The organism is Streptomyces sp. NPDC048196 (assembly GCF_040652715.1).
In the GTDB taxonomy this organism is placed as follows: domain Bacteria; phylum Actinomycetota; class Actinomycetes; order Streptomycetales; family Streptomycetaceae; genus Streptomyces; species Streptomyces siderophoricus.
Map to the genome: position 1 here is coordinate 49,954 of NZ_JBEZMM010000013.1, position 18,817 is coordinate 68,770.

Here is an 18,817-nt window from a genome sequence, read left to right on the forward strand (position 1 = left end):
AGCATGGCCGGAACGGGCGAGCCGGAGGGCGGCGCGGAGCGTGCCGACGGTGACGAGTGCCGGTGCGGACGGTGCCCGCACGGCGCCCGGGCGGGCCACCGGCAGGCGGTTGCCGCGTTCGTCGCGCTGCGCGAGGACTTCGCCGCCGGGCGCGGCGTCCCTGCCGGGCTCGCGCGCTCGGCCGGCGCCGCCCGGCAATGGGTGTCCGACGAACTGACCCTGTCGGCGCAGGAGCTGGCCAGGCGCGGCGCCGCCGAGGGCGTCGCCTGGCTGACCGCCGTGCGGTGGCGCACCCTGCTCGTGGTCTGGGGCGCGGTGGTGGCCCTGCTGGTCGGCGAGGCGCTGACCGCGATCGGTGCCGGCTGGACGGCGTTCCGTACGGCGGCACTGCTCGCGGCGGTCCTGCTGGCGCTGGGGGTGACGGCGGCGGCCTGGTTGCACCGGTCGCACGGTGGGGCGCTGGCGCCGCTGATCGGGGAGGACGGGCGGCTGTCCACCTCGCGGACGGTGGCCGCGGCCTGGGCGGCGGTCGTGCTGTACGCCGTGCTGATCATGGCCGTCCGGCTGGCGTTCACGACCGGCCCCGACGAGCGGCACCGCCTGCTCCAGGGCCTGGCACTCGTCCACTCCGGTACGGCGCTGGGGCTGCTCGGCCTCGTCTGCGGGGTGGCGGTGCTGGCGTACGGGCTGGTGGCCGTGCGGGTACGGACCGGGTGGCTGCAGAAGGTGCCCGCGGAGCGGCCGCGGGGCGCCGATCTGCTGACGGACGATGCCGGCCGCGGCAGCTTCCTGGACGTGCAGTACGTCCTGGTCAACGCCGCGGTGCTGGCGTTCGCCCTGGTCCGGCTGGCCGGGCAGCCGGAGCAACTGCCGCGACTTCCCTGGGGCTTGGTGGCCCTGGCCGGCGTCTCGGGGGTGGCGTACCTCGCCGGGAAGCTGGTGACCGGCGGACGGCCGGTGATCCTCTCGGTGGTCCGCGCCCGCGAACTGGGTGATCTCGCGGCGCCGGTCCGCACCGGCGACGACATCGAGATCCGCGGCGCCGGTTTCGTTCCCCCGGGAGCGACCACGCCCGACCGACTGGCCCGCACCGTCGTACGGATCGGCGCCGTCCACGTCCCCGTGCCGCTGGTTCCGGTGGCCGGCGGCTTCGCCAACCCCACGGACGGCGTGCTCACGGTCCCGGTCCCGGTCGACGTCGAACCGGGCCGGGTGGAGGTCCGGGTCATCACGGCGGCGGGAGTCGAGACGGCGGCCTTTCCGATCGACGTGGTGGACTGAGCGGTCGAGGCGGGCGACTGCCGTGGGTTCCCGGCCGATGGGCGTGGGTCTCTGCCGATCGATATGGGTTCCCGGCCGATGGGTGTGGGTCCCTGCCCATCGACGTGTGTCTCTGGCCGATCGGTGGGGTGTGGGTTCCGGGCCCATCGACGTGTGGCCCTGGCCGATCGACGTGGGCTCCCGGCCGATGGGCGTGGGTCCATGGCCGATCGAGGTGGGTCCCCGGCCCATCGACGGGTGTCCCAGGCCGAGAGGTGTGGTGTGGGTTCCCGGCCGATCGACGTGGGGACTGAGCTCCCGGGTGTCGATTCTGTGTGCGGCAGTCGCCGGAAGTGCAGCGGTCCGTTGAACCTCTTGCGCAGGTGCGTACGTACCTCCCTCTGAGGCGCGGGTGCGGGCACAATCGTCGCTCCCGGTGGCAACGGAGAGGCGGACGTCATGGTTCACGCGAATCGCACGATCGGTGCCGACTTGGCGGGCTCGGGCACCGACGGCCCTGCCGCCGGACTGCGCGGACCACTGGCGCGCCACGCGCTGCTCCCACTGCGCCTTTTCCTGGGCGTCACCTTCCTCTACGCGGGGATCGACAAGCTGACCGACCGGGCCTTCCTGGCGGCCGGCGGGTCCGGTTCGCTCGGCGAGATGCTGCGTCAGGTCCATGACGTGGCGGCGCTGCCGCAACTGGTCGACCTGGCAGAGAAGAGCCCGGTGGGCTTCGGCTACGCCATCGCCGCCGGCGAGCTGGCGGTCGGCCTGGGGACGCTGGTCGGACTGCTGGGCCGGCTCGCGGCGTTGGGCGGCGCGCTGATCTCGTTGACGCTGTGGCTCACCGTGAGCTGGGCGACCACGCCGTACTACTACGGCAACGACCTCGCCTACCTGGTGGCCTGGCTGCCGCTCGTGCTGGCCGGCACACCGCGTTTCTCCCTCGACGCGGCCCTCGCCAACCGCCGCAAACGACACGGTGCGCAGCTGTTCGGCTAAGGACACCGGTCGGGACACCGGTCGGGACACACGTCGGGACACACGTCGAGACACACGTCGGGACACTGGTCGGGACGCCCGTCGGGCCCAAGGAATTATGGGTGCTGTGTCGTGGGTGCCTCCTCGGTGCGGTCGGTGCGGTCAACGTGGTCGGCGTGGTGGCGGCGGATCGTGGCCCACACGGCGGCGGTGATGCCGGAGAGGAGCAGGCCGGCGGGGAGCGCCAGGAGCAGCCAGGGGCCGGGCGCATCCCAGACATCGAGGGCGTCGAGGCCGTAGCCCGCGCCGAGGGTGAGGGCGGTGACGCCGGAGATCAACCGGGCCGGTTCGAAGGGGTGGCGCTTCACTGGGGGGCTCCCTCGCGGGTCGGGGTGGCCGGTGCCGCGGCCGGTCGCGGGGCGGCGGATGCCGTGGGCCGGCCGGCCGGCGGGGCGGGCGTCGACGAGACGGACGCCGACGGGGCGGGGGCGGGAACCGGGGTGGCGCGTTGGATGTCGACCTGGCCGGCGCCGACGCTGAGGTCCAGGTCGAGCACCCCGTGCGGCTTCTCGCCCGGCTTCAGGCCGTCGGCGGGCAGCGTGATGGTCTTGTCCTGACCGCCCGCCAGCAGCTCCACGTGCTCGGCTGATTCACCGGGCAGCCGGATGTCGCCCAGGCCGACCGATATGTGCAGACGGGTGGTGACGCCCGGCGGCAGGATCACCTGGAGGCGGCCGGCGCCCACCTCGGCGCCGGTGTGGACCGTACGGCCGCCCGTGAGGGACAACGCGCCGAGGTCCAACTCGCCCGAGCCGGAGCCGAGTGCGTAGTGCGACTGCACGGCGGCGACGGTGGTCGGGGCCCAGCTGCGGTCCTGCCAGTCGGCGGTGAAGGTGCGCGGCAGCACGGTCACGCCGGCCAGCGTCAGGGCCGTCAGCACCATCAGGAAGACCGTGCCGCCGCCGGTCCGCCCGAACCAGGCGCTGAGGACCAGCCCCAGGCCGAAGACGACCAGCGCGGCGGCCAGGCCCGCCTGGACGGACGGTACGAACGCGTGGTGCCGGGCGAGGGCGAGGGCGGTGCCGGCGCCGCCGAGCAGGGCGAGCAGGAAGGTCCAGCCACCTATCGGGCGGCCGGCGCGCCGGATTCTGCGCGGGCTGCGGGCAGGGTGGGCGCCGCCCGCCGGCATGTGCGGCCCCGGCGGCCGGCCGGCGCCGGACCAGGCGCCCTGGCCGGAAGCGGTGGCCGCGCCCGCGCCGTGGCTGAAGCGGTAGGTGAGGTCCAGGGGGAGCGGGGTGGTCTCGGGGCCCCACAGATAGCCGCCGCCCGAGCGCGGGTCGCGCCACCAGGAGGGACTGGCGGGCACCGGCGGCGCCTTGGTCTCCGGCGGGGCGTCGGCGACCGCCTGGGCCGTGGCGGCGTCCATCGACTCCGGGCCCTGGGCCGCCGCCTGCCGGCGCCGCCGCGACCAGTACGCCGAACCGCCCACCGCCAGCAGCAGCATGATGGCGAACGACATCATGCTGCCCTTGGCGAGCGTGGTCAGGAACAGTCCGCAGCCGACCAGCGCGAAGAGCAGTGCGGTCAGCGCGGAACCCTCGACGCGGCCGGAGAGCAGCCTGCGGCCCTCGTTCTCCTCCTCTCCGTCGAGGGGGATCGCCAGCCAGGCGAAGCCGTAGAGGATCAGGCCCACGCCGCCGACGGAGAGCACGGCCAGCACGATCCGGAAGATGACCGGGTCGAGGTCCCACTGCCGGCCCAGCCCGCCGCACACCCCGGCAACGACCTTGTGCCGCCGGCTGCGGCGCAGCGGCGGATGCGGTGGGGTGGGGCCGGCGGGGTCGGACGGTGCCGGCTCCGCGACGGGGGCTGCTTCGTTCATGGGCCCATGGTGACAAGATCCACGCGGCCGCGGCATCCGTGAAAACCCTGGCAGATCCCTGAGATCCGTCGCGGGGATCCCCGAGACCTCTCAGGGCCGTGCGGAAATCCCCCGCCGGCGGGCATATGCCACGAGCTCCCGCCCGGACCGGCGGACACGAGCCGGCCTGCGGTGGGCCGCGGGCTGACCGCCGGCGCCGGAGACTATCGTTGCGCCTCGGATACGTACGGGTTTCCGGAGGGGCGTGCGGTGACGGAGGCGGCGTCGGTGGACGAGGGGCGACTGGTCGCCGGGCGGTATCGCCTGGTTGAGCGGATAGGCCAGGGCGGTATGGGCACCGTCTGGCGGGCCCGGGACGAACTCCTCGGGCGTCAGGTCGCCGTCAAGCGCCTGCATGTGTCGCCGCAACTGGAGGCGGACGAACTGGCGACCCGCCATGAGCGCACCACCCGTGAGGCGCAGGCCGCGGCGCGCATCAACCACCCCAACGTCGTGGGCGTGCACGACGTCGTGGACGACGCCGGGCTGCCCTGCATCGTCATGGAGTACGTCCCCTCCACGACCCTCGGCGACGCCATCAAGGAGGCCGCGCGGACCGGTGGTTCGGTCACCCCGCGCGAGGCCGCCCGGATCGGCCGCGGCATGATCGCCGCGCTGCGGGCCGCGCACTCCGCCGGTGTGCTGCACCGCGACGTCAAGCCCGGCAACGTGCTCCTCGGCCAGGACGGCCGGGTCGTGCTCACCGACTTCGGCATCGCGGTCGCCTCCGGGACCTCCACCCTCACCAAGACCGGCGAGCTGGTCGGCTCCATCGACTACTTGGCGCCGGAACGCGTCAAGGGCGGCACCCCGGGCCCCGCCTCCGATCTGTGGGCGCTGGGCGCGACGCTCTATCAGGCGGTCGAGGGACGGCCCCCGTTCCGTAAGAACACCGCGGTCGAGACGGCCTACGCGATCGCCATGGACCCGCTCGACCCGCCGCGCAACGCCGGGCCGCTCACCCCGCTCGTCGAGGCGCTGCTCGCCAAGGAGCCGGAGGACCGGCCGACCGCCGAGGTCGTCGAGCAGGCGCTGCGGGCGGCCGAGAGCGACGCGGAGACCGCGCTGCTCGGCTGGCCGCCGCTCGCCCCCGGGTCGGCGGGCGAGGAACCGGCCGCACCGGACGAGCACTCGGAGGCGACGACCCGCGCGGTGCCGCACACGGGTGGCGTACCGACCCGCCCGGGCCGCGCCGGAGCAACCACCGGTACCGGAGGCCTGCCCGCCGACGGCGGCGTCACGGGCCGGGTGGCCCTCTCCGACGGCGGCGCCCCCGCGTCCCGTAAGCGGCGGGGCGGCCGGATCGTGGCCCTGAGCATCACCGGGGCGCTGGTCGCCGGCGGCGGCGCGGGAGCCGCCTGGTACCTGACGCAGCACGAGGAGCCCGCCGCGGCCAGCAAGGTGACGGGCGACAAGGCGGCGGGTGACAAGGAGGTGCCCGTGATGCCGGGCGTGCCGAGCAGCAGCATCGGACCGCCGCCGCCCCTCCCGGCCGGCTACCACAAGGCCGTCGAACGCGGGCTCGGTGTCACCTTCCCGGTGCCCGACGGATGGCGGCGCCAGGTCAAGGACGGCGGCCGGCAGATCGTCTACGCCTCCGACGCCGAGCTCGCCCAGCTCACCGTCAGCGTCCTGGACTTCTCCTCGGCCGACCAGGTGCAGCACTTCAAGGACGTCGAGGCCGACTTCAGGAAGCTGTACCCGGTGTACAGCAGGCTGCGCCTGCAGGACACGGTCTTCCAGGGAGACCCCGCGGCCATCTGGGAGTTCACGTTCGGCGGCCGGGCCCGCACGTACCGTGGGATCGACCTGGGCTTCGGCCGCGAGGGCGACAAGGAGTACGCGATCTACGTCTCCGCGCCCGCGGCGAACTGGACGAAGTTCGAGAAGGTCTTCTCGGACATGAAGGACGGCTTCCGCAAGGTCGCCCCCAAGAGCTGACCCCCTGACCGGCTCAGGGGAACCTCAGGGCCGGTTCAGGGTCGACCCTGATGCCCCGGGCGCCCGGCGCGTGTGACGATCGGGGACATGACCACCGCACCACCGCGCGCCGAGACGATCTACGCCCCGGCGCCGGACCCCGACGAGCCGCCCGTGCGCAAGCTCTACCGCAGCGCCGACGGGCGGCTGCTCGGCGGCGTCGCGCGCGGCCTCGCCGGGCACCTCGGCCTGCCGGTCTCCTGGGTGCGGATCGTCTTCGTGGCCCTCTTCATGGCCGACGGCATGGGCGCCCTGCTGTACGCCGCGTTCTGGTTCTTCGTCCCGCTGGGCGTCGGAGGCGTGGAGCACCGGCAGCCCGCCCCCGGCGACGGCAAGCGACGGCGGCTGGCCCGCCGGCCCGACCGGGGGCAGGTCTTCGCGCTGATCGCCCTGCTGATCGGCGCGGCCGTGGTCGCCTCCCGCTTCCAGCTCGGCCAGGCCGACGGCTATCTCTGGCCGGTGCTGCTGATCGGCGCCGGCGTCGCCCTGGTGTGGCGCCAGGCGGACAACTCCCGGCGCGCCCAGTGGCTGGAGCTCGGCCGCCGCAAGGGGCTGCTGCCGGTGCTGCGCGGTGCGGCCGGAGTGCTGCTGGTCTGCGTCGGCGTGACCGGCATCGTGGTGCTCCAGGGCTCGGTGCGGCACCTCGGTTCGGTGTTGCAGGCCGCGCTCGCCGTCCTCGTCGGCATCGCCCTGCTGGCCGGCCCGTATCTGGTGCGGATGGCCCAGGACCTCTCCGAGGAGCGGCTGATGCGGATCCGCGCCCAGGAGCGCGCCGAGGTCGCCGCCCACGTCCACGACTCCGTGCTGCACACCCTCACCCTGATCCAGCGCAACGCCGACGACCCCCGCGAGGTGGCGCGGCTGGCCCGGGCCCAGGAACGCGAACTGCGCGCCTGGCTCTACAAACCCGAAGGCCGTGGCAAGGAGGAGGACGAGGAGCCGGCCACGCTCGCGGAGGCGGTGCGCAAGGCCGCCGCCGAGGTGGAGGACCACCACGGCGTCCCGATCGAGGTCGTGGTCGTCGGCGACTGCCCGCTGGACGAGGCGCTGGGCGCCCAGATGCAGGCCGCGCGCGAGGCGATGGTCAATGCCGCCAAATACGGCGGCGAGGGCGGCGCGGTCCAGGTGTTCGCCGAGGTGGAGGGCTCATCGGTCTTCGTCTCGGTGCGCGACCGCGGTCCCGGATTCGACCTGGACGCCGTCCCCGCCGACCGGATGGGCGTCCGCGAATCGATCATCGGCCGCATGGAGCGCCACGGCGGCACCGCCCGGCTGCGCTCCGCCCCCGAGGGCGGCACGGTCGTCGAGCTGGAGATGGAGCGCACCGCGCAGGAGTCCGACGCATGACCGGGCCGGGCAGGACACGGGATGATGACCGGGCAGACACCGAGGGACGGACGGAAGACATGAGCAGCGAGGGCGTGCAGCAGGACGGCAACGGCGGCGCGGAGGACGGCGACCGCACCGTACGGGTGGTGTTGGTCGACGACCACCGGATGTTCCGTACGGGCGTCCAGGCCGAGATCGGCGAGACCGGGCGGACCCGCGTCGAGGTGGTCGGCGAGGCCGCCGACGTCGACCAGGCGATCACGGTCATCACCGCCACCCGCCCCGAGGTCGTCCTCCTGGACGTCCACCTCCCCGGGGGCGGCGGCGCCGAGGTGCTGCGCCGCAGCGCCACGATGATGGCCGACCCCGAGAAGCCGGTCCGCTTCCTCGCCCTGTCGGTCTCCGACGCGGCGGAGGACGTCATCGGCGTCATCCGTGGCGGCGCCCGCGGCTACGTCACCAAGACGATCACCGGCACGGACCTGATCAGCGCGATCTTCCGGGTGGCGGACGGCGATGCGGTCTTCTCCCCGCGGCTGGCCGGCTTCGTCCTGGACGCCTTCGCCTCGACGGACGCCCCGCCGATCGACGAGGACCTGGACCGCCTCACCCAGCGCGAGCGCGAGGTGCTGCGGATGATCGCCCGCGGCTATGCGTACAAGGAGTGCGCGAAGCAGATGTTCATCTCCGTGAAGACGGTCGAATCGCATGTCTCGGCGGTGCTGCGCAAGCTCCAGCTGTCCAACCGCAACGAGCTGACCCGCTGGGCCGCGGCCCGCCGCCTGGTCTGACGGAGGGGCCGGCCCGGGAGGCAGCAGGCACGGCGGGCGGGCGGTGCGGGGACGGTGGGACGGAGGTCACACTGACCCCACACGCACCACACGGGACGTGAAGGGGGGTGTGAAGAAGGGCGTAAAGAAGGACCAAAGACGGGCAACCAGGACCACGCGGATCGCCATCTAAGGGCGCGGAGAGGCTCACTGCCGAAGGCGGGGCCCGAACCACCCCACCCCACGTCCTTCGCGTCATGCGTTCCTGGAAGCGAGTTCCCGATGAGCCTGACGGGCACGCCCTTCTTCCTCACCTCGATCGCGCTGCTGGTCATCGCCGTTGTGCTGCCGCTCGCCATCTGGAGCCGGATAGCCGGCCCGCCGCTGCTGCGTGGTCTCGCGCGGCTGCTGATGCTGCTGTTCGCCCAGATCACCGCCATCACCGTGGTGTTCGTCCTGGTCAACAACGCGAACAACCTCTACGACACCTGGGGCGACCTGCTCGGCACCGACAGCCACGTCGCGGTCGCGAAGGACCTCGGACCGGACGGCATGGGCGGCCGGCAGATCAAGAACCAGCCCCGGCAGATCCAGCAGTTCCGGCCCGCGGACGACCCGAAGGTGGGCCCCGGCGTCCAGATGACCAACCTCAAGGGCCGCATCTCGGGCGTGGTCGGCGAGGTGTACGTCTGGCTGCCGCCGCAGTACAACGACCCCGCGTTCCGGAACAAGAAGTTCCCGGTCGTCGAGCTGCTGCCCGGGTACCCCGGGTCGGCGAAGGCCTGGTTCGGCGCACTGCACGTCGCCGAGCAGCTCGGCCCGAAGATGCAGCGCGGCGAGATCAAGCCCGCCATCCTCGTGGCGCCGCGCACCACCCTCCTCACCGGCGCCGACACCGGCTGCGTCAACATCACCGGCAAGGTCAACGCGGACAGCTGGCTGACCGTCGACGTCCGCCAGATGATCGTCGACAATTTCCGGGCCGGCGACCGGCCGCACTCCTGGGCCCTGGCGGGCTACTCGGCCGGCGCCCACTGCGCCGCCAAGCTGGCCCTGGCCCACCCGGACCGCTACCGCGCCGCGGTCGCCATGTCCGGTTACAACGACCCGGCGCTGGAGCCCGATTCGCTCGCCGGCAAGGACCCCGCGCTGCGTGTGCAGTCCAACCCGCTGCACATCCTGAAGGCCGCCAACGCGGCCGGCCGCCCGCCGCGCACCGCCCTGTACGTGTCGGGCGCGGCCGGCGACGGCTATCAGGCGGGCCTCGGCCTCCGGCAGCTCGCGAAGCGCCCGACGACGGTCACCGTGCACCAGATAGCGGCGAACGCCGGCGGCCACACCACGGTGGTGTGGCGCAACCAGGTGCCGGAGATCTTCCGCTGGCTGGGCCTGCAACTGCGGGCCTGAGCCAGCAGACCGGGCTCCGAGCACCGGCCCCCGACCACCGGCGCCGGGCGACGTACCCCCGGCGCCGGGCGTGTGGCCCCTACGCCGGCCGCGTGGCGCCCGCGAAGGGCATCTGGTCGATCGGCGAGATCCGCACCGGTGCGCCCGGATGCGGTGCGTGGATCATCTTCCCGTCGCCGATGTAGAGCCCCACGTGACTGACGGCCGTGTAGAAGAACACCAGGTCCCCGGGCGCCAGTTGGGAACGGTCGATGCGCGGGCCGGCGTTGATCTGGGTGTAGGTCGTGCGCGGGAGGGCGACCCCGCCGGACCGCCACGCGGCCTGGGTCAGCCCCGAGCAGTCGTACGCGGCGGGCCCGGTGGCGCCCCAGACGTACGGCTTGCCGAGCGCGGCGTAGGCGAACGCCACCGCCCGGGCGGCCCGCGCGTTGGGCGCCTGCTGCGCGGAGGCGGTGGCCGCGGCCGCCGAGCCGGTGGGGATCCCGCCGAGCAGACCGCCGTCCCGCCCGCCGCCCCCGCGGTCCGCCCGGCCGCCCGCCGTCCCGGCCCGGGAGCCGTCCCGTCCGGCCATCCGGCCCCGCTGTTCCGCCGTCAGCCGGGCCAGCAGCTGCTCCGCGGCGTCCAGTTTCCGGACGACGGTGACCCGGTGCTTCTTCAGCGTGGACTCGTTCCGGGTCAGCCGTTCCGCGGTCTCCTCGGCCCGTTGCCGGACCTGCCGCACGCTGCCGAGCCGGCGCGCGTACCCGGCCACCGCGCTCGCCTGGTGGGCCCCCGTCCGCTCCAGCACCGCGGCGCCCTCCAGATAGCGCTGCGGATCGGCGGACAGCAGCAGCCGTACGGTCGGGTCCACGCCGCCGGAGCGGTACTGGGAGGCGGCCAGGGCGCCCAGCCCGGCCCGCGCGGTGTTCAGCTTCTGGGTCCTGCGGGCGGCCTCGTCCTGCAGTCTGCTCAGCTCCTCGCGTGCGGTCTCCGCGGCTTCCTGCGCGCCGTCGTACTTCTGTGTGGCCACCTCTGCCTCCTGGTACAGCGCATCGACCCGGCCCTTGACCTGGGCGGGGGTGGAGAGGTCCGCCGCCTGGCCGGTGCCGTCGAAGGCGGTGGCGGTGGCGGCGCCGGCGAGGGCCAGCGTGGCGGCCGTACGGGCGGTGCGCGCGGTGCGCGAGCCGCCGGTGAGCGAGGCGAGCGGATGCTGCCTGGGCTTGCGGTGCGAGGCCACGGTGGCCGTCACTTCCTTCCCTTGCGGCGGGGCGGGAGTCGGCCGCCTGGAGGAGGACGCTAAGCCCGGCTGTCACGGGGATGGGCTCACTTGCACGGCATTGTCCGGTTTCGACCGCTGCCCGAACGCGGCTGACCGGAGCGTCATCGCCCGGTCGCCGGGGCCGCTCCGCGCTGACCGAAGCGGCGAATGTGGACGCCCTGCCGAAAAGGGCGTGCTATGCGGCGGATACGATCCGGCCCCATGGACGTAGTCATCAATATCTTCGTCGGCCTGCACATCATCGGCATCGCCTCCCTGCTGGGCGGCTTCCTGACGCAGATGAAGGCGATGGGTGCGGGCACCGCCCGGTTCGTTCCGGCCATGCTGCACGGCGCGCTGACGATGCTGGTCACGGGCATCGTGCTGGTCGGCCTCAACCAGGCGCAGGACCACCCGGTCAACAACATCAAGATCGGCATCAAGATGGCCGTCCTGGTGGTGATCCTGGCACTGGTCTACGTCAAGCGGGACGAGGAGCAGATCGACAAGGCGCTGTTCGGCGCGGTCGGCGGCCTCACGATGGCCAACATCTTCATCGCCGTCCTCTGGACCTGAGAACGCCGGCCGGACCTGAGAACGCCGGCCGCCGACCCCGGCCCCTAGTGCCCAGGGCCCGGCAACGGCGCCCCCACAGCAGCACACCGCGCGGTCGTCGCACTCCGGGATCCGGAGGCGAGGGCCGCGCGGTGGCGTGTGGGGGGTTTCCGTGGGGGGTGGGCCAAGGGGGAGCGGGGCCGGGCGTCAGCCCAGGCGGACGCTCCCGTAGATCGGCATGTAGTAGATCGACTCCTCCCGGACGTTCGCGCCCGGGTGCGGTGCGTGGATCATCTTGCCGCCGCCTATGTACATGCCGACGTGGCTGATGTCGTCGAAGAAGAAGACCAGGTCACCGGGTTGCAGGTCCTTGGTCGCCACCCGCTGGCCGACCTTGACCTGTTCCCAGGTGGTGCGCGGCAGAACGACCCCGGCCGCTTTCCACGCCGCCTGGGTCAGCCCCGAGCAGTCGTAGGACGAGGGCCCGGTGGCGCCCCAGACGTACGGCTTGCCGATCTGGGCGCGGGCGAACGCGAGGGCCTTCTCGGCCTTGGTGGACTGCGAGCCTCCGGTCGAGCCCCCGGTGGAGCCGCCGGTGTCCCCGCCGGTCCGGCCGCCGGTGGAGCCGCCGTCGTGCTGCCGCTGCCGCTCGCGCTCCTGCTGCTTGCGCGCCTCCTCCTCGGCCCGGCGCTTGGCCGCCGCCTCCTTCCGGCGCTCCAGTTCGGCCAGCCGCGCCTTCTCCTGGGCGGTCAGCCGGGACAGCAGCTGCCGAGCCTCGGCCAGCTTCTGCTGCACGGAGCGCTTGGACTCCTTCAGGGCGGCCTGCGAATTCTGCAGCTGATCCAGGCTGCGGGACGCCTCGGCCCGCTGCCGGGCGGCCGCCGCGGCCTGCTGCTGGTAGTCGCTGACGGCCTGTTGCTGCCGCCCGGTCAGCCGCTCCATCAGGTGGCTGCGGTCGAAGAACTGCTGCGGGTCCTTGGCGAGCATCAGCTGCGCGGTCGGGTTCATCCCGCCGGTACGGTACTGCGCCGAGGCGAACGTCCCGAGCTCCCGCCGGGACGCGTTCATCTTCTCGGCCCGCTTGGCCGCGGCGTCGAGCAACCCGTCCACGGTCTCGCGCTGGTGATCGGCGCGCTCCTTGGCGGCGTTGTACTTCTGGGTGGCCACCTCGGCCTGCCGGTAGAGGCCGTCGACCTTCTGCTTGACGTCTTCGATGGTGGGCCGGGGGGCTCTGGGGGCGGCGGCGTCGGCGGTCTGCGAGAGCAGGGTGACCGAGGCGAGCGCGGCGGTGGTGAGCCCGGCCGCCGTACGGCGGCTCCCGGGCGAGGTGAGAACGCTGGTGCGCGGCTTGCGATGGGACGCCAAGGCCGGCAACTCCTTCCGTGGACCGCCTACCGGGTTAGCTGTCGGGTTCGGGCGGTGTCGCTGACGGAAGGCCGTGCCCTACGGTCCGTACGTCCGCTGGCGTCGGTCGGACGGATCGATTCACCCCGGTGTTGCTGGTGGGTCCCCGGCTCCGGGTGACCCGGGCGTGACCGGAGGGACACGTCGCGGGCAGGGCCGGACTCGGCGTCGGCGGCCCGTGCGGACGCTGTCGTTCGCGGGGAGGCGGGCTGCCTGAGCGAGGACGTTAGCCAACTCGTGTGGCTCCTGTGAAGGCTGATGTTCGATATGCCCGAAACCTTTTCGTGACCTGAGCGATATCGTTCCGCTTTCGGGCGGTGTGCGCGGCCGCCGTCCGCAACGCCCGTTCTCCGGCCGTCCCGGCCACTTGTCCACAGTCCCCGGCACGCTGTCGGTGCGGCGGCCTAGACTCGGTGGGCGATGAGCAGCCTCTTTGACGACAGCTTCCTGGCGGACCTCGGCCACAAGGACGAGGAGCCCCCGCCGCCCCCCGAGGACGAGCACGGGCCGGTCCCCGAGGAGATCCCCGCCGACCTGTTCGGCGGGCGGTTCGACGCGCCCGTGCCCAGGGACGCGTACTACCGCGACGGCGCCGCCCGCCCGGCCCTCGACCCCGCCGCGCTGCTTGAGGGGCTCAACGACCAGCAGAAGGCCGCCGTGGTGCACACCGGCAGCCCGCTGCTGATCGTCGCCGGCGCCGGATCCGGCAAGACCCGGGTGCTCACCCACCGCATCGCGCACCTGCTCGCCGAGCGGCACGTCCACCCCGGCCAGATCCTCGCGATCACCTTCACGAACAAGGCCGCCGGCGAGATGAAGGAGCGCGTCGAGCAGCTGGTCGGCCCGCGCGCCAACGCCATGTGGGTCTCCACCTTCCACAGCGCCTGCGTGCGGATCCTGCGCCGCGAGTCCAAGAAGCTGGGCTTCACGTCCTCCTTCTCGATCTACGACGCCGCCGACTCCAAGCGCCTGATGTCCCTGGTCTGCCGCGATCTGGACCTCGACCCCAAGCGCTTCCCGCCCAAGTCCTTCAGCGCGAAGATCTCCAACCTCAAGAACGAGCTCATCGACGAGGAGACCTTCGCCGGGACCGCGGCCGACGGATTCGAGAAGACGCTGGCCGAGGCGTACGCGATGTACCAGGCGCGGCTGCGCGAGGCCAACGCCCTGGACTTCGACGACATCATCATGACGACGGTCAACCTCCTCCAGGCCTTCCCGGACGTCGCCGAGCACTACCGCCGCCGCTTCCGGCACGTCCTCGTCGACGAGTACCAGGACACCAACCACGCCCAGTACACCCTCGTCCGCGAGCTCGTGGGCACCGGCACCGCCGACATCCCCGCCGCCGAGCTGTGCGTCGTCGGTGACGCCGACCAGTCGATCTACGCCTTCCGCGGCGCCACGATCCGCAACATCCTCCAGTTCGAGGAGGACTACCCGGACGCGACCACGATCCTGCTGGAGCAGAACTACCGCTCCTCGCAGACGATCCTGTCCGCCGCCAACGCCGTCATCGAGCGCAACGAGAACCGCCGCCCCAAGAACCTCTGGACCGACGCCGGCGCCGGCGCCAAGATCAACGGCTATGTCGCCGACACCGAGCACGACGAGGCGCAGTTCGTCGCCGACGAGATCGACCGGCTGACCGACGCCGGCGACGCCAAGGCCGGCGACGTCGCCGTCTTCTACCGCACCAACGCCCAGTCCCGTGTCTTCGAGGAGATCCTCATCCGGGTCGGGCTGCCCTACAAGGTCGTCGGCGGAGTGCGCTTCTACGAGCGCAAGGAGGTCCGCGACGTCCTCGCGTACCTGCGCGTGCTCGCCAACCCCGAGGACAGCGTCCCGCTGCGCCGCATCCTGAACGTCCCCAAGCGCGGCATCGGCGAGCGCGCCGAGGCGATGATCGACGCCCTGTCGCTCCGCGAGAAGATCACCTTCCCGCAGGCCCTGCGCCGGGTCGACGAGGCGTACGGCATGGCGGCCCGCTCCGCCAACGCCGTCAAGCGCTTCAACGTCCTGATGGAGGAGCTGCGGACGATCGTGGAGTCCGGCGCCGGGCCCGCCACGATCCTGGAGGCCGTGCTGGAGCGCACGGGCTACCTCGCCGAACTCCAGGCGTCCACCGACCCGCAGGACGAGACCCGGATCGAGAACCTCCAGGAACTCGCCGCGGTCGCCCTGGAATTCGAGCAGGACCGTGGCGAGGAGAATCCGGGCACCCTCTCCGACTTCCTCGAACAGGTCGCGCTGGTCGCCGACTCCGACCAGATCCCCGACGAGGACGAGGAAGGCAGCGGCGTGGTCACCCTCATGACGCTGCACACCGCCAAGGGCCTGGAATTCCCCGTGGTCTTCCTGACCGGCATGGAGGACGGCGTCTTCCCGCACATGCGCGCGCTGGGCCAGACCAAGGAGCTGGAGGAGGAGCGCCGGCTGGCGTACGTCGGCATCACCCGCGCCCGCGAGCGGCTGTACGTCACCCGCTCGACGATGCGCAGCGCCTGGGGCCAGCCGTCGTACAACCCGCCGTCGCGGTTCCTGGAGGAGATCCCGGACGACTACGTCGAGTGGAAGCGGACCGGCCCGGCGACGCCGTCCGCGTCGATGGGCGGGCTGTCGTCCCGGGCCGGCGGTGGCGGCTTCGGCGGGGGCATCGGCTCGTCGTTCTCCTCGTCCCGCGCCAAGGGGCCGAGCGGTTTCGCCACCCGCCGGACCAATGACCGCCAGGTGGTCTCGCTGGCCGTCGGTGACCGTGTCACCCACGACAGCTTCGGGCTGGGCACGGTCGTCGCCGTCAAGGGCAGCGGGGACAACTCCGAGGCGACGATCGACTTCGGCGGCGAGAAGCCCAAGCGGCTGCTGCTGCGGTACGCGCCGGTGGAGAAGCTCTGACAAAGGCCTGGCAGCTCTGACGGAGTCCTGGGCGCCGGCCGGTGGCCGGCGCTGCGGGAACGGTGCGCCGGGCGTCAGTTGGGGTTGAGGCCGTGGCTGCGCAGCCACGGGATCGGGTCGACCGCCGCGCCGCCCCCGGGACGCACCTCGAAGTGCAGATGCGGGCCGGTGGAGTTGCCGGAGTTGCCCGAATAGGCAATCTGCTCACCGGCCTTGACCGAACCCGACCGGATCTTGGTGCTGCTCAGGTGGCAGTACCAGGTCTCCGTGCCGTCCGGCGCGGTCACGATCGCCATGTTGCCGTAGGCGGAGTTCCACTGGGTCCGGACGGTGCCGTCGGTGGCGGACATGACCGGGGTGCCGTAGCTGACCGGGAAGTCGATTCCGGTGTGCACGGACATCCAGTTCACGCCGGCCTGGCCGAAGAGCGCGCTGAGTCCGTGCTGGGTCACGGGCAGTACGAACTTCGGGCGCAGCGCCTCCTTGCGGGCGGCCTCCTCCGCCTTCCGCTTGCGCTCCTGCGCCTGGCGTTCCTTGAGGTCGAGCCGTTCCTGGGTGCGGCTGGCCCGGTCGCGGAAGTCGTCGGCGCCGGCGCTGAGTCCGGCGAGCTGGGTGTCGAGCTTCTTGTTGGCCGCGGCCCGCTGGACGCCGCCCGGGTCGGGCGCGGTGGCCTGGGTGGTGGTGTCGTCCTTGTCGTTGCCGCCGAGACCGGCGACGGACGCGGCGGCCACCCCGCAGACGCCCATGGCGGCGACCGACGGCACGGCGACGGTCAGCAGCGCCGAACGCTTCGCCGGGCGGCGCCGGCCGCGGCCGCGGACCGGCTTCCCGGCGGCGGGCCCGGTGACCCGCCGGCCGGCCGGGGCGGGGGCCGGAGAGGTCACCGGCATCGCCTGGGTCGGGGCCTCGGCAACGGCGGCGGCGCCTTGGCCCGGGGCCTCGTCGGTGACGTCGGTGTCGTCGTGGTCGTCCCAGGCGGCGGAGTCGGCCGGGGGCGGGCCGGGCTGGGCGGGGATGCCGGCCATCAGCGGCTGGTCGGTGGTGGACCAGATCGCGGTGGCTTCGTAGCTCGCGGTGTCGAGCGGGTCCGTGTGCCGTGCGTCGACGCCGATGGTGTCGAAGGTGGCGGTCTCGAAGTTCGCCATCTCGAAGGCGGCCGTGTCGAAGGCCGCCCTGTCGAAGGCCGCGGTCTCCTCGACCGCGGGGGCCTGCTGCCCGAGGGCGTCATAGCCGCCCGTCGTCCCGTATGTCCCGGCGGGCTCCTGCGTGCCCAGCGTCTCGTAGGCCCCGGTCGTCCCGTACGCCTCGTACGCGCCGACGGCGTAACTGCCGGTGTCATAGCCGGTGGTGGGGTGGTTCCCGGTGTCGTACCCGCCGACGCCGTAGACCGTGGCGCCGTGGGTGTCGTAGCCGCTCGGGTCCTGCGCCGGGGTCTCGTAGGCGGTGTGCGCGTACGGGTCGTAGGCGCCGGTGTCCCACTGCGCCGTGGGGTAGCCGCCGGTGTCGTACGTGCCGGTGGCGTAGCCGTCGCCCGCCGTCGGGTACGTCCCCGTGCCGTAGTCGCCGGCGCCGTAGCTGCCCGTGCCGTAGGTGCTCATGTCGTAGGCGCCGGTGTCGTACGTCCCGCCGGGATAGCCGCCGGTGTCGTAACCGCCCGTGGCGTGGGCACCGGTGTCGTACGCGCCGGGGAGCGAGCCGAAGAGGGGGTCGCCGTCGCCGTATTCGGCACCACCGGCCGGGGAATGCTGCTGCCCGTAGGACTCGTAGGCCGGATAGTGCGCATACGAGGCGTCGGAAGCGGAGCCGGTCGGAAGCGCGGCCTCCGATGGGTGACGGTCGTTCACCAACTTCTCTTTCGCCTCGGCAGCAGGAGAATTAGCGGCGACTGTACCCGGCGGTACACGACGGCGACAATCTTCCACGGGTTTTACGCTGCGCGAGACCGGGCATTTGGCCGCCTTTCGGCAGAGGCCATGCGAGTTCTTGGCGCCCCGTTCGATGGCTGTTCGATAGCCCGTCACGGAGCGGAGCGGCCTCAGGCCACGGATATGGCTCCGTCGGCCTCCTCTTCGGCTGCCGGGTCCGCCGCGGCCAGTGCCTCCCGTATGCCGGCCGCGACGGTGCCGTTCACCGGGAGGGCGAGATGTCCGACACCGGCGACATGGACGTTACGGGCGAGCAAATCCGGGTGATCGATTCTGGCCGCGGTGGCTGGAATCATCACCTGATCCGCGTCGCTCCAGAAAGCGACAAATTGCGTCCGGCAATTCGGCGCCGGCAGCGACAACTCCGCTATCACCTCGGAATCGGGGCGCATCTGGCGGACGATGGGGTGGGCCGACATCAAGGGGGCTATACGGGTCCCGGCGTGCGGGGTGCCGAGGGTGACGACCCTGCGGACCCGGGCGTCGCCGCCGAGCCGCTGGACGTAGTAGCGGGCGATCAGACCGCCCAGGCTGTGCCCGACGAGGTCCACCCGGCGGTGACCGGTCCGCGCGCAGACGTCCGCCACATGCCGGCCCAGCAACTCCGCCGCTTTCCGCAGGTCGCAGGTCAGCGGGGAGTAGTTGAGCGCCTCGACGTGGCACCAGCCGTGGCGCAGCAGCGAACGGCGCAGCAGCACGAAGACCGAGCGGTTGTCGATGAAGCCGTGCAGCAGCAGGACGGGCGGATGCGCCCGGCCCTCGGTCGGGAGGAGCGGAGGGGCGTCTTCCGTCGCGTGGGGCGGCCGTGGCACGGAACGCTCCCGGGACATGCCGGTGGGATAGAGGAGTAGATGCCCGGCGAGGACCGCCAGGTCCACGAGCGTGGTGCGAAGACAGGGCAGGGTCTGCATGACCGACCTCCCGAACGGCATGCGGCAGGCGGCGCTGACCCCCGATGCCCTCGTGGGAAGCCATGAGCGGCGGCGCACGGGCGCACTCGTCCCGATGCGCGTGACGATCCATGGTGCGGCGGCCCGGCTGCGGCTCCCCGGACGCCCGGCCCGCGCGCACTCCGCCCGGCCCTGGCGGCACGACGCACGGAACGCGGCGCGTAGCGAACGTGTCCCAGGTGTGATTTCCCCCTCGCCGG

15 protein-coding genes and 1 riboswitch are annotated in these 18,817 nt (G+C 72.7%); of the genes, 9 read left to right on the plus strand and 6 right to left on the minus strand.

Annotated elements, in window-relative coordinates; all coding sequences use genetic code 11:
- The first annotated feature begins 3 nt into the window (after window positions 1-3).
- The 3 genes from AB0E02_RS16125 (at window position 4) to AB0E02_RS16135 (ending at window position 2,265) form a co-directional block, all read left to right on the plus strand.
- A complete protein-coding gene (locus AB0E02_RS16125; RefSeq protein ID WP_362139712.1) occupies window positions 4-1,281 on the plus strand; it encodes a hypothetical protein in 1,278 nt (425 codons plus the stop codon).
- 128 nt (window positions 1,282-1,409) lie between these two features.
- Window positions 1,410-1,574 (plus strand): hypothetical protein, encoded by a 165-nt coding sequence (locus AB0E02_RS16130; RefSeq protein WP_362139519.1) that lies wholly within the window; start codon window positions 1,410-1,412, stop codon window positions 1,572-1,574.
- A 145-nt stretch (window positions 1,575-1,719) separates the two neighbouring features.
- Window positions 1,720-2,265, plus strand: a complete 546-nt coding sequence (locus AB0E02_RS16135; RefSeq protein ID WP_201806729.1) for a TQO small subunit DoxD — start codon at window positions 1,720-1,722, stop codon at window positions 2,263-2,265.
- A gap of 95 nt (window positions 2,266-2,360) precedes the next feature.
- Here the strand turns inward: AB0E02_RS16135 and AB0E02_RS16140 are convergent, their stop codons facing one another.
- Both AB0E02_RS16140 and AB0E02_RS16145 read right to left on the minus strand, forming a co-directional pair.
- Window positions 2,361-2,612 (minus strand): hypothetical protein, encoded by a 252-nt coding sequence (locus AB0E02_RS16140; RefSeq protein ID WP_362139521.1) that lies wholly within the window; start codon window positions 2,610-2,612, stop codon window positions 2,361-2,363.
- The gene (locus AB0E02_RS16145; RefSeq protein ID WP_362139523.1) at window positions 2,609-4,126 is read right to left on the minus strand and encodes a PspC domain-containing protein; all 1,518 of its coding nucleotides are present in this window, start codon (window positions 4,124-4,126) and stop codon (window positions 2,609-2,611) included. The genes AB0E02_RS16140 and AB0E02_RS16145 overlap by 4 nt, the downstream gene beginning before the upstream one ends.
- A 249-nt stretch (window positions 4,127-4,375) precedes the next feature.
- Between AB0E02_RS16145 and AB0E02_RS16150 the strand changes: the two genes are divergently transcribed.
- The 4 genes from AB0E02_RS16150 to AB0E02_RS16165 all read left to right on the plus strand — a co-directional run bounded on the left by AB0E02_RS16150 (window position 4,376) and on the right by AB0E02_RS16165 (window position 9,651).
- Window positions 4,376-6,106, plus strand: coding sequence for a serine/threonine-protein kinase (locus AB0E02_RS16150; protein ID WP_362139526.1), 1,731 nt, complete (start codon window positions 4,376-4,378; stop codon window positions 6,104-6,106).
- A gap of 87 nt (window positions 6,107-6,193) precedes the next feature.
- Complete coding sequence (locus AB0E02_RS16155; protein ID WP_362139528.1) at window positions 6,194-7,492, plus strand: PspC domain-containing protein; 1,299 nt, start codon at window positions 6,194-6,196, stop codon at window positions 7,490-7,492.
- A gap of 59 nt (window positions 7,493-7,551) precedes the next feature.
- Complete coding sequence (locus tag AB0E02_RS16160) at window positions 7,552-8,265, plus strand: response regulator transcription factor (protein ID WP_362139530.1); 714 nt, start codon at window positions 7,552-7,554, stop codon at window positions 8,263-8,265.
- Between the two features lie 261 nt (window positions 8,266-8,526).
- Window positions 8,527-9,651, plus strand: a complete 1,125-nt coding sequence (locus tag AB0E02_RS16165; protein WP_362139532.1) for an alpha/beta hydrolase-fold protein — start codon at window positions 8,527-8,529, stop codon at window positions 9,649-9,651.
- A 79-nt stretch (window positions 9,652-9,730) separates the two neighbouring features.
- On the opposite strand, the gene AB0E02_RS16170 is transcribed toward AB0E02_RS16165, so the two are convergent.
- Window positions 9,731-10,879, minus strand: a complete 1,149-nt coding sequence (locus tag AB0E02_RS16170; protein ID WP_362139534.1) for an NlpC/P60 family protein — start codon at window positions 10,877-10,879, stop codon at window positions 9,731-9,733.
- Window positions 10,880-11,110: 231 nt separating this feature from the next.
- Between AB0E02_RS16170 and AB0E02_RS16175 the strand changes: the two genes are divergently transcribed.
- Window positions 11,111-11,464, plus strand: coding sequence for a hypothetical protein (locus AB0E02_RS16175; protein WP_030416551.1), 354 nt, complete (start codon window positions 11,111-11,113; stop codon window positions 11,462-11,464).
- A gap of 186 nt (window positions 11,465-11,650) precedes the next feature.
- On the opposite strand, the gene AB0E02_RS16180 is transcribed toward AB0E02_RS16175, so the two are convergent.
- Complete coding sequence (locus AB0E02_RS16180; protein WP_362139537.1) at window positions 11,651-12,808, minus strand: NlpC/P60 family protein; 1,158 nt, start codon at window positions 12,806-12,808, stop codon at window positions 11,651-11,653.
- Window positions 12,809-12,815: 7 nt separating this feature from the next.
- Window positions 12,816-12,985: riboswitch (cyclic di-AMP (ydaO/yuaA leader) on the minus strand.
- Between the two features lie 282 nt (window positions 12,986-13,267).
- Between AB0E02_RS16180 and pcrA the strand changes: the two genes are divergently transcribed.
- Window positions 13,268-15,742 carry a DNA helicase PcrA gene (pcrA, locus tag AB0E02_RS16185; protein ID WP_362139538.1) on the plus strand — a complete coding sequence of 825 codons (2,475 nt, stop codon included), beginning with the start codon at window positions 13,268-13,270 and terminating at the stop codon, window positions 15,740-15,742.
- Window positions 15,743-15,816: 74 nt separating this feature from the next.
- Here pcrA and AB0E02_RS16190 read toward each other — a convergent pair whose 3' ends face one another.
- Both AB0E02_RS16190 and AB0E02_RS16195 read right to left on the minus strand, forming a co-directional pair.
- Window positions 15,817-17,586 carry a peptidoglycan DD-metalloendopeptidase family protein gene (locus AB0E02_RS16190; protein ID WP_362139541.1) on the minus strand — a complete coding sequence of 590 codons (1,770 nt, stop codon included), beginning with the start codon at window positions 17,584-17,586 and terminating at the stop codon, window positions 15,817-15,819.
- Window positions 17,587-17,777: 191 nt separating this feature from the next.
- Complete coding sequence (locus tag AB0E02_RS16195) at window positions 17,778-18,578, minus strand: alpha/beta fold hydrolase (protein WP_362139544.1); 801 nt, start codon at window positions 18,576-18,578, stop codon at window positions 17,778-17,780.
- Between the last annotated feature and the right edge of the window lie 239 nt (window positions 18,579-18,817).

Excerpts from the sequence above, each read along its gene's own strand:
- AB0E02_RS16160 (WP_362139530.1), top strand. The coding sequence starts at position 7,552 with ATGAGCAGCGAGGGCGTGCAGCAGGACGGCAACGGCGGCGCGGAGGAC.
- AB0E02_RS16145 (WP_362139523.1), bottom strand. The coding sequence starts at position 4,126 with ATGAACGAAGCAGCCCCCGTCGCGGAGCCGGCACCGTCCGACCCCGCC.
- AB0E02_RS16135 (WP_201806729.1), top strand. The coding sequence starts at position 1,720 with ATGGTTCACGCGAATCGCACGATCGGTGCCGACTTGGCGGGCTCGGGC.
- AB0E02_RS16155 (WP_362139528.1), top strand. The coding sequence starts at position 6,194 with ATGACCACCGCACCACCGCGCGCCGAGACGATCTACGCCCCGGCGCCG.
- AB0E02_RS16195 (WP_362139544.1), bottom strand. The coding sequence starts at position 18,578 with ATGCAGACCCTGCCCTGTCTTCGCACCACGCTCGTGGACCTGGCGGTC.
- pcrA (WP_362139538.1), top strand. The coding sequence starts at position 13,268 with ATGAGCAGCCTCTTTGACGACAGCTTCCTGGCGGACCTCGGCCACAAG.
- AB0E02_RS16125 (WP_362139712.1), top strand. The coding sequence starts at position 4 with ATGGCCGGAACGGGCGAGCCGGAGGGCGGCGCGGAGCGTGCCGACGGT.
- AB0E02_RS16165 (WP_362139532.1), top strand. The coding sequence starts at position 8,527 with ATGAGCCTGACGGGCACGCCCTTCTTCCTCACCTCGATCGCGCTGCTG.
- AB0E02_RS16175 (WP_030416551.1), top strand. The coding sequence starts at position 11,111 with ATGGACGTAGTCATCAATATCTTCGTCGGCCTGCACATCATCGGCATC.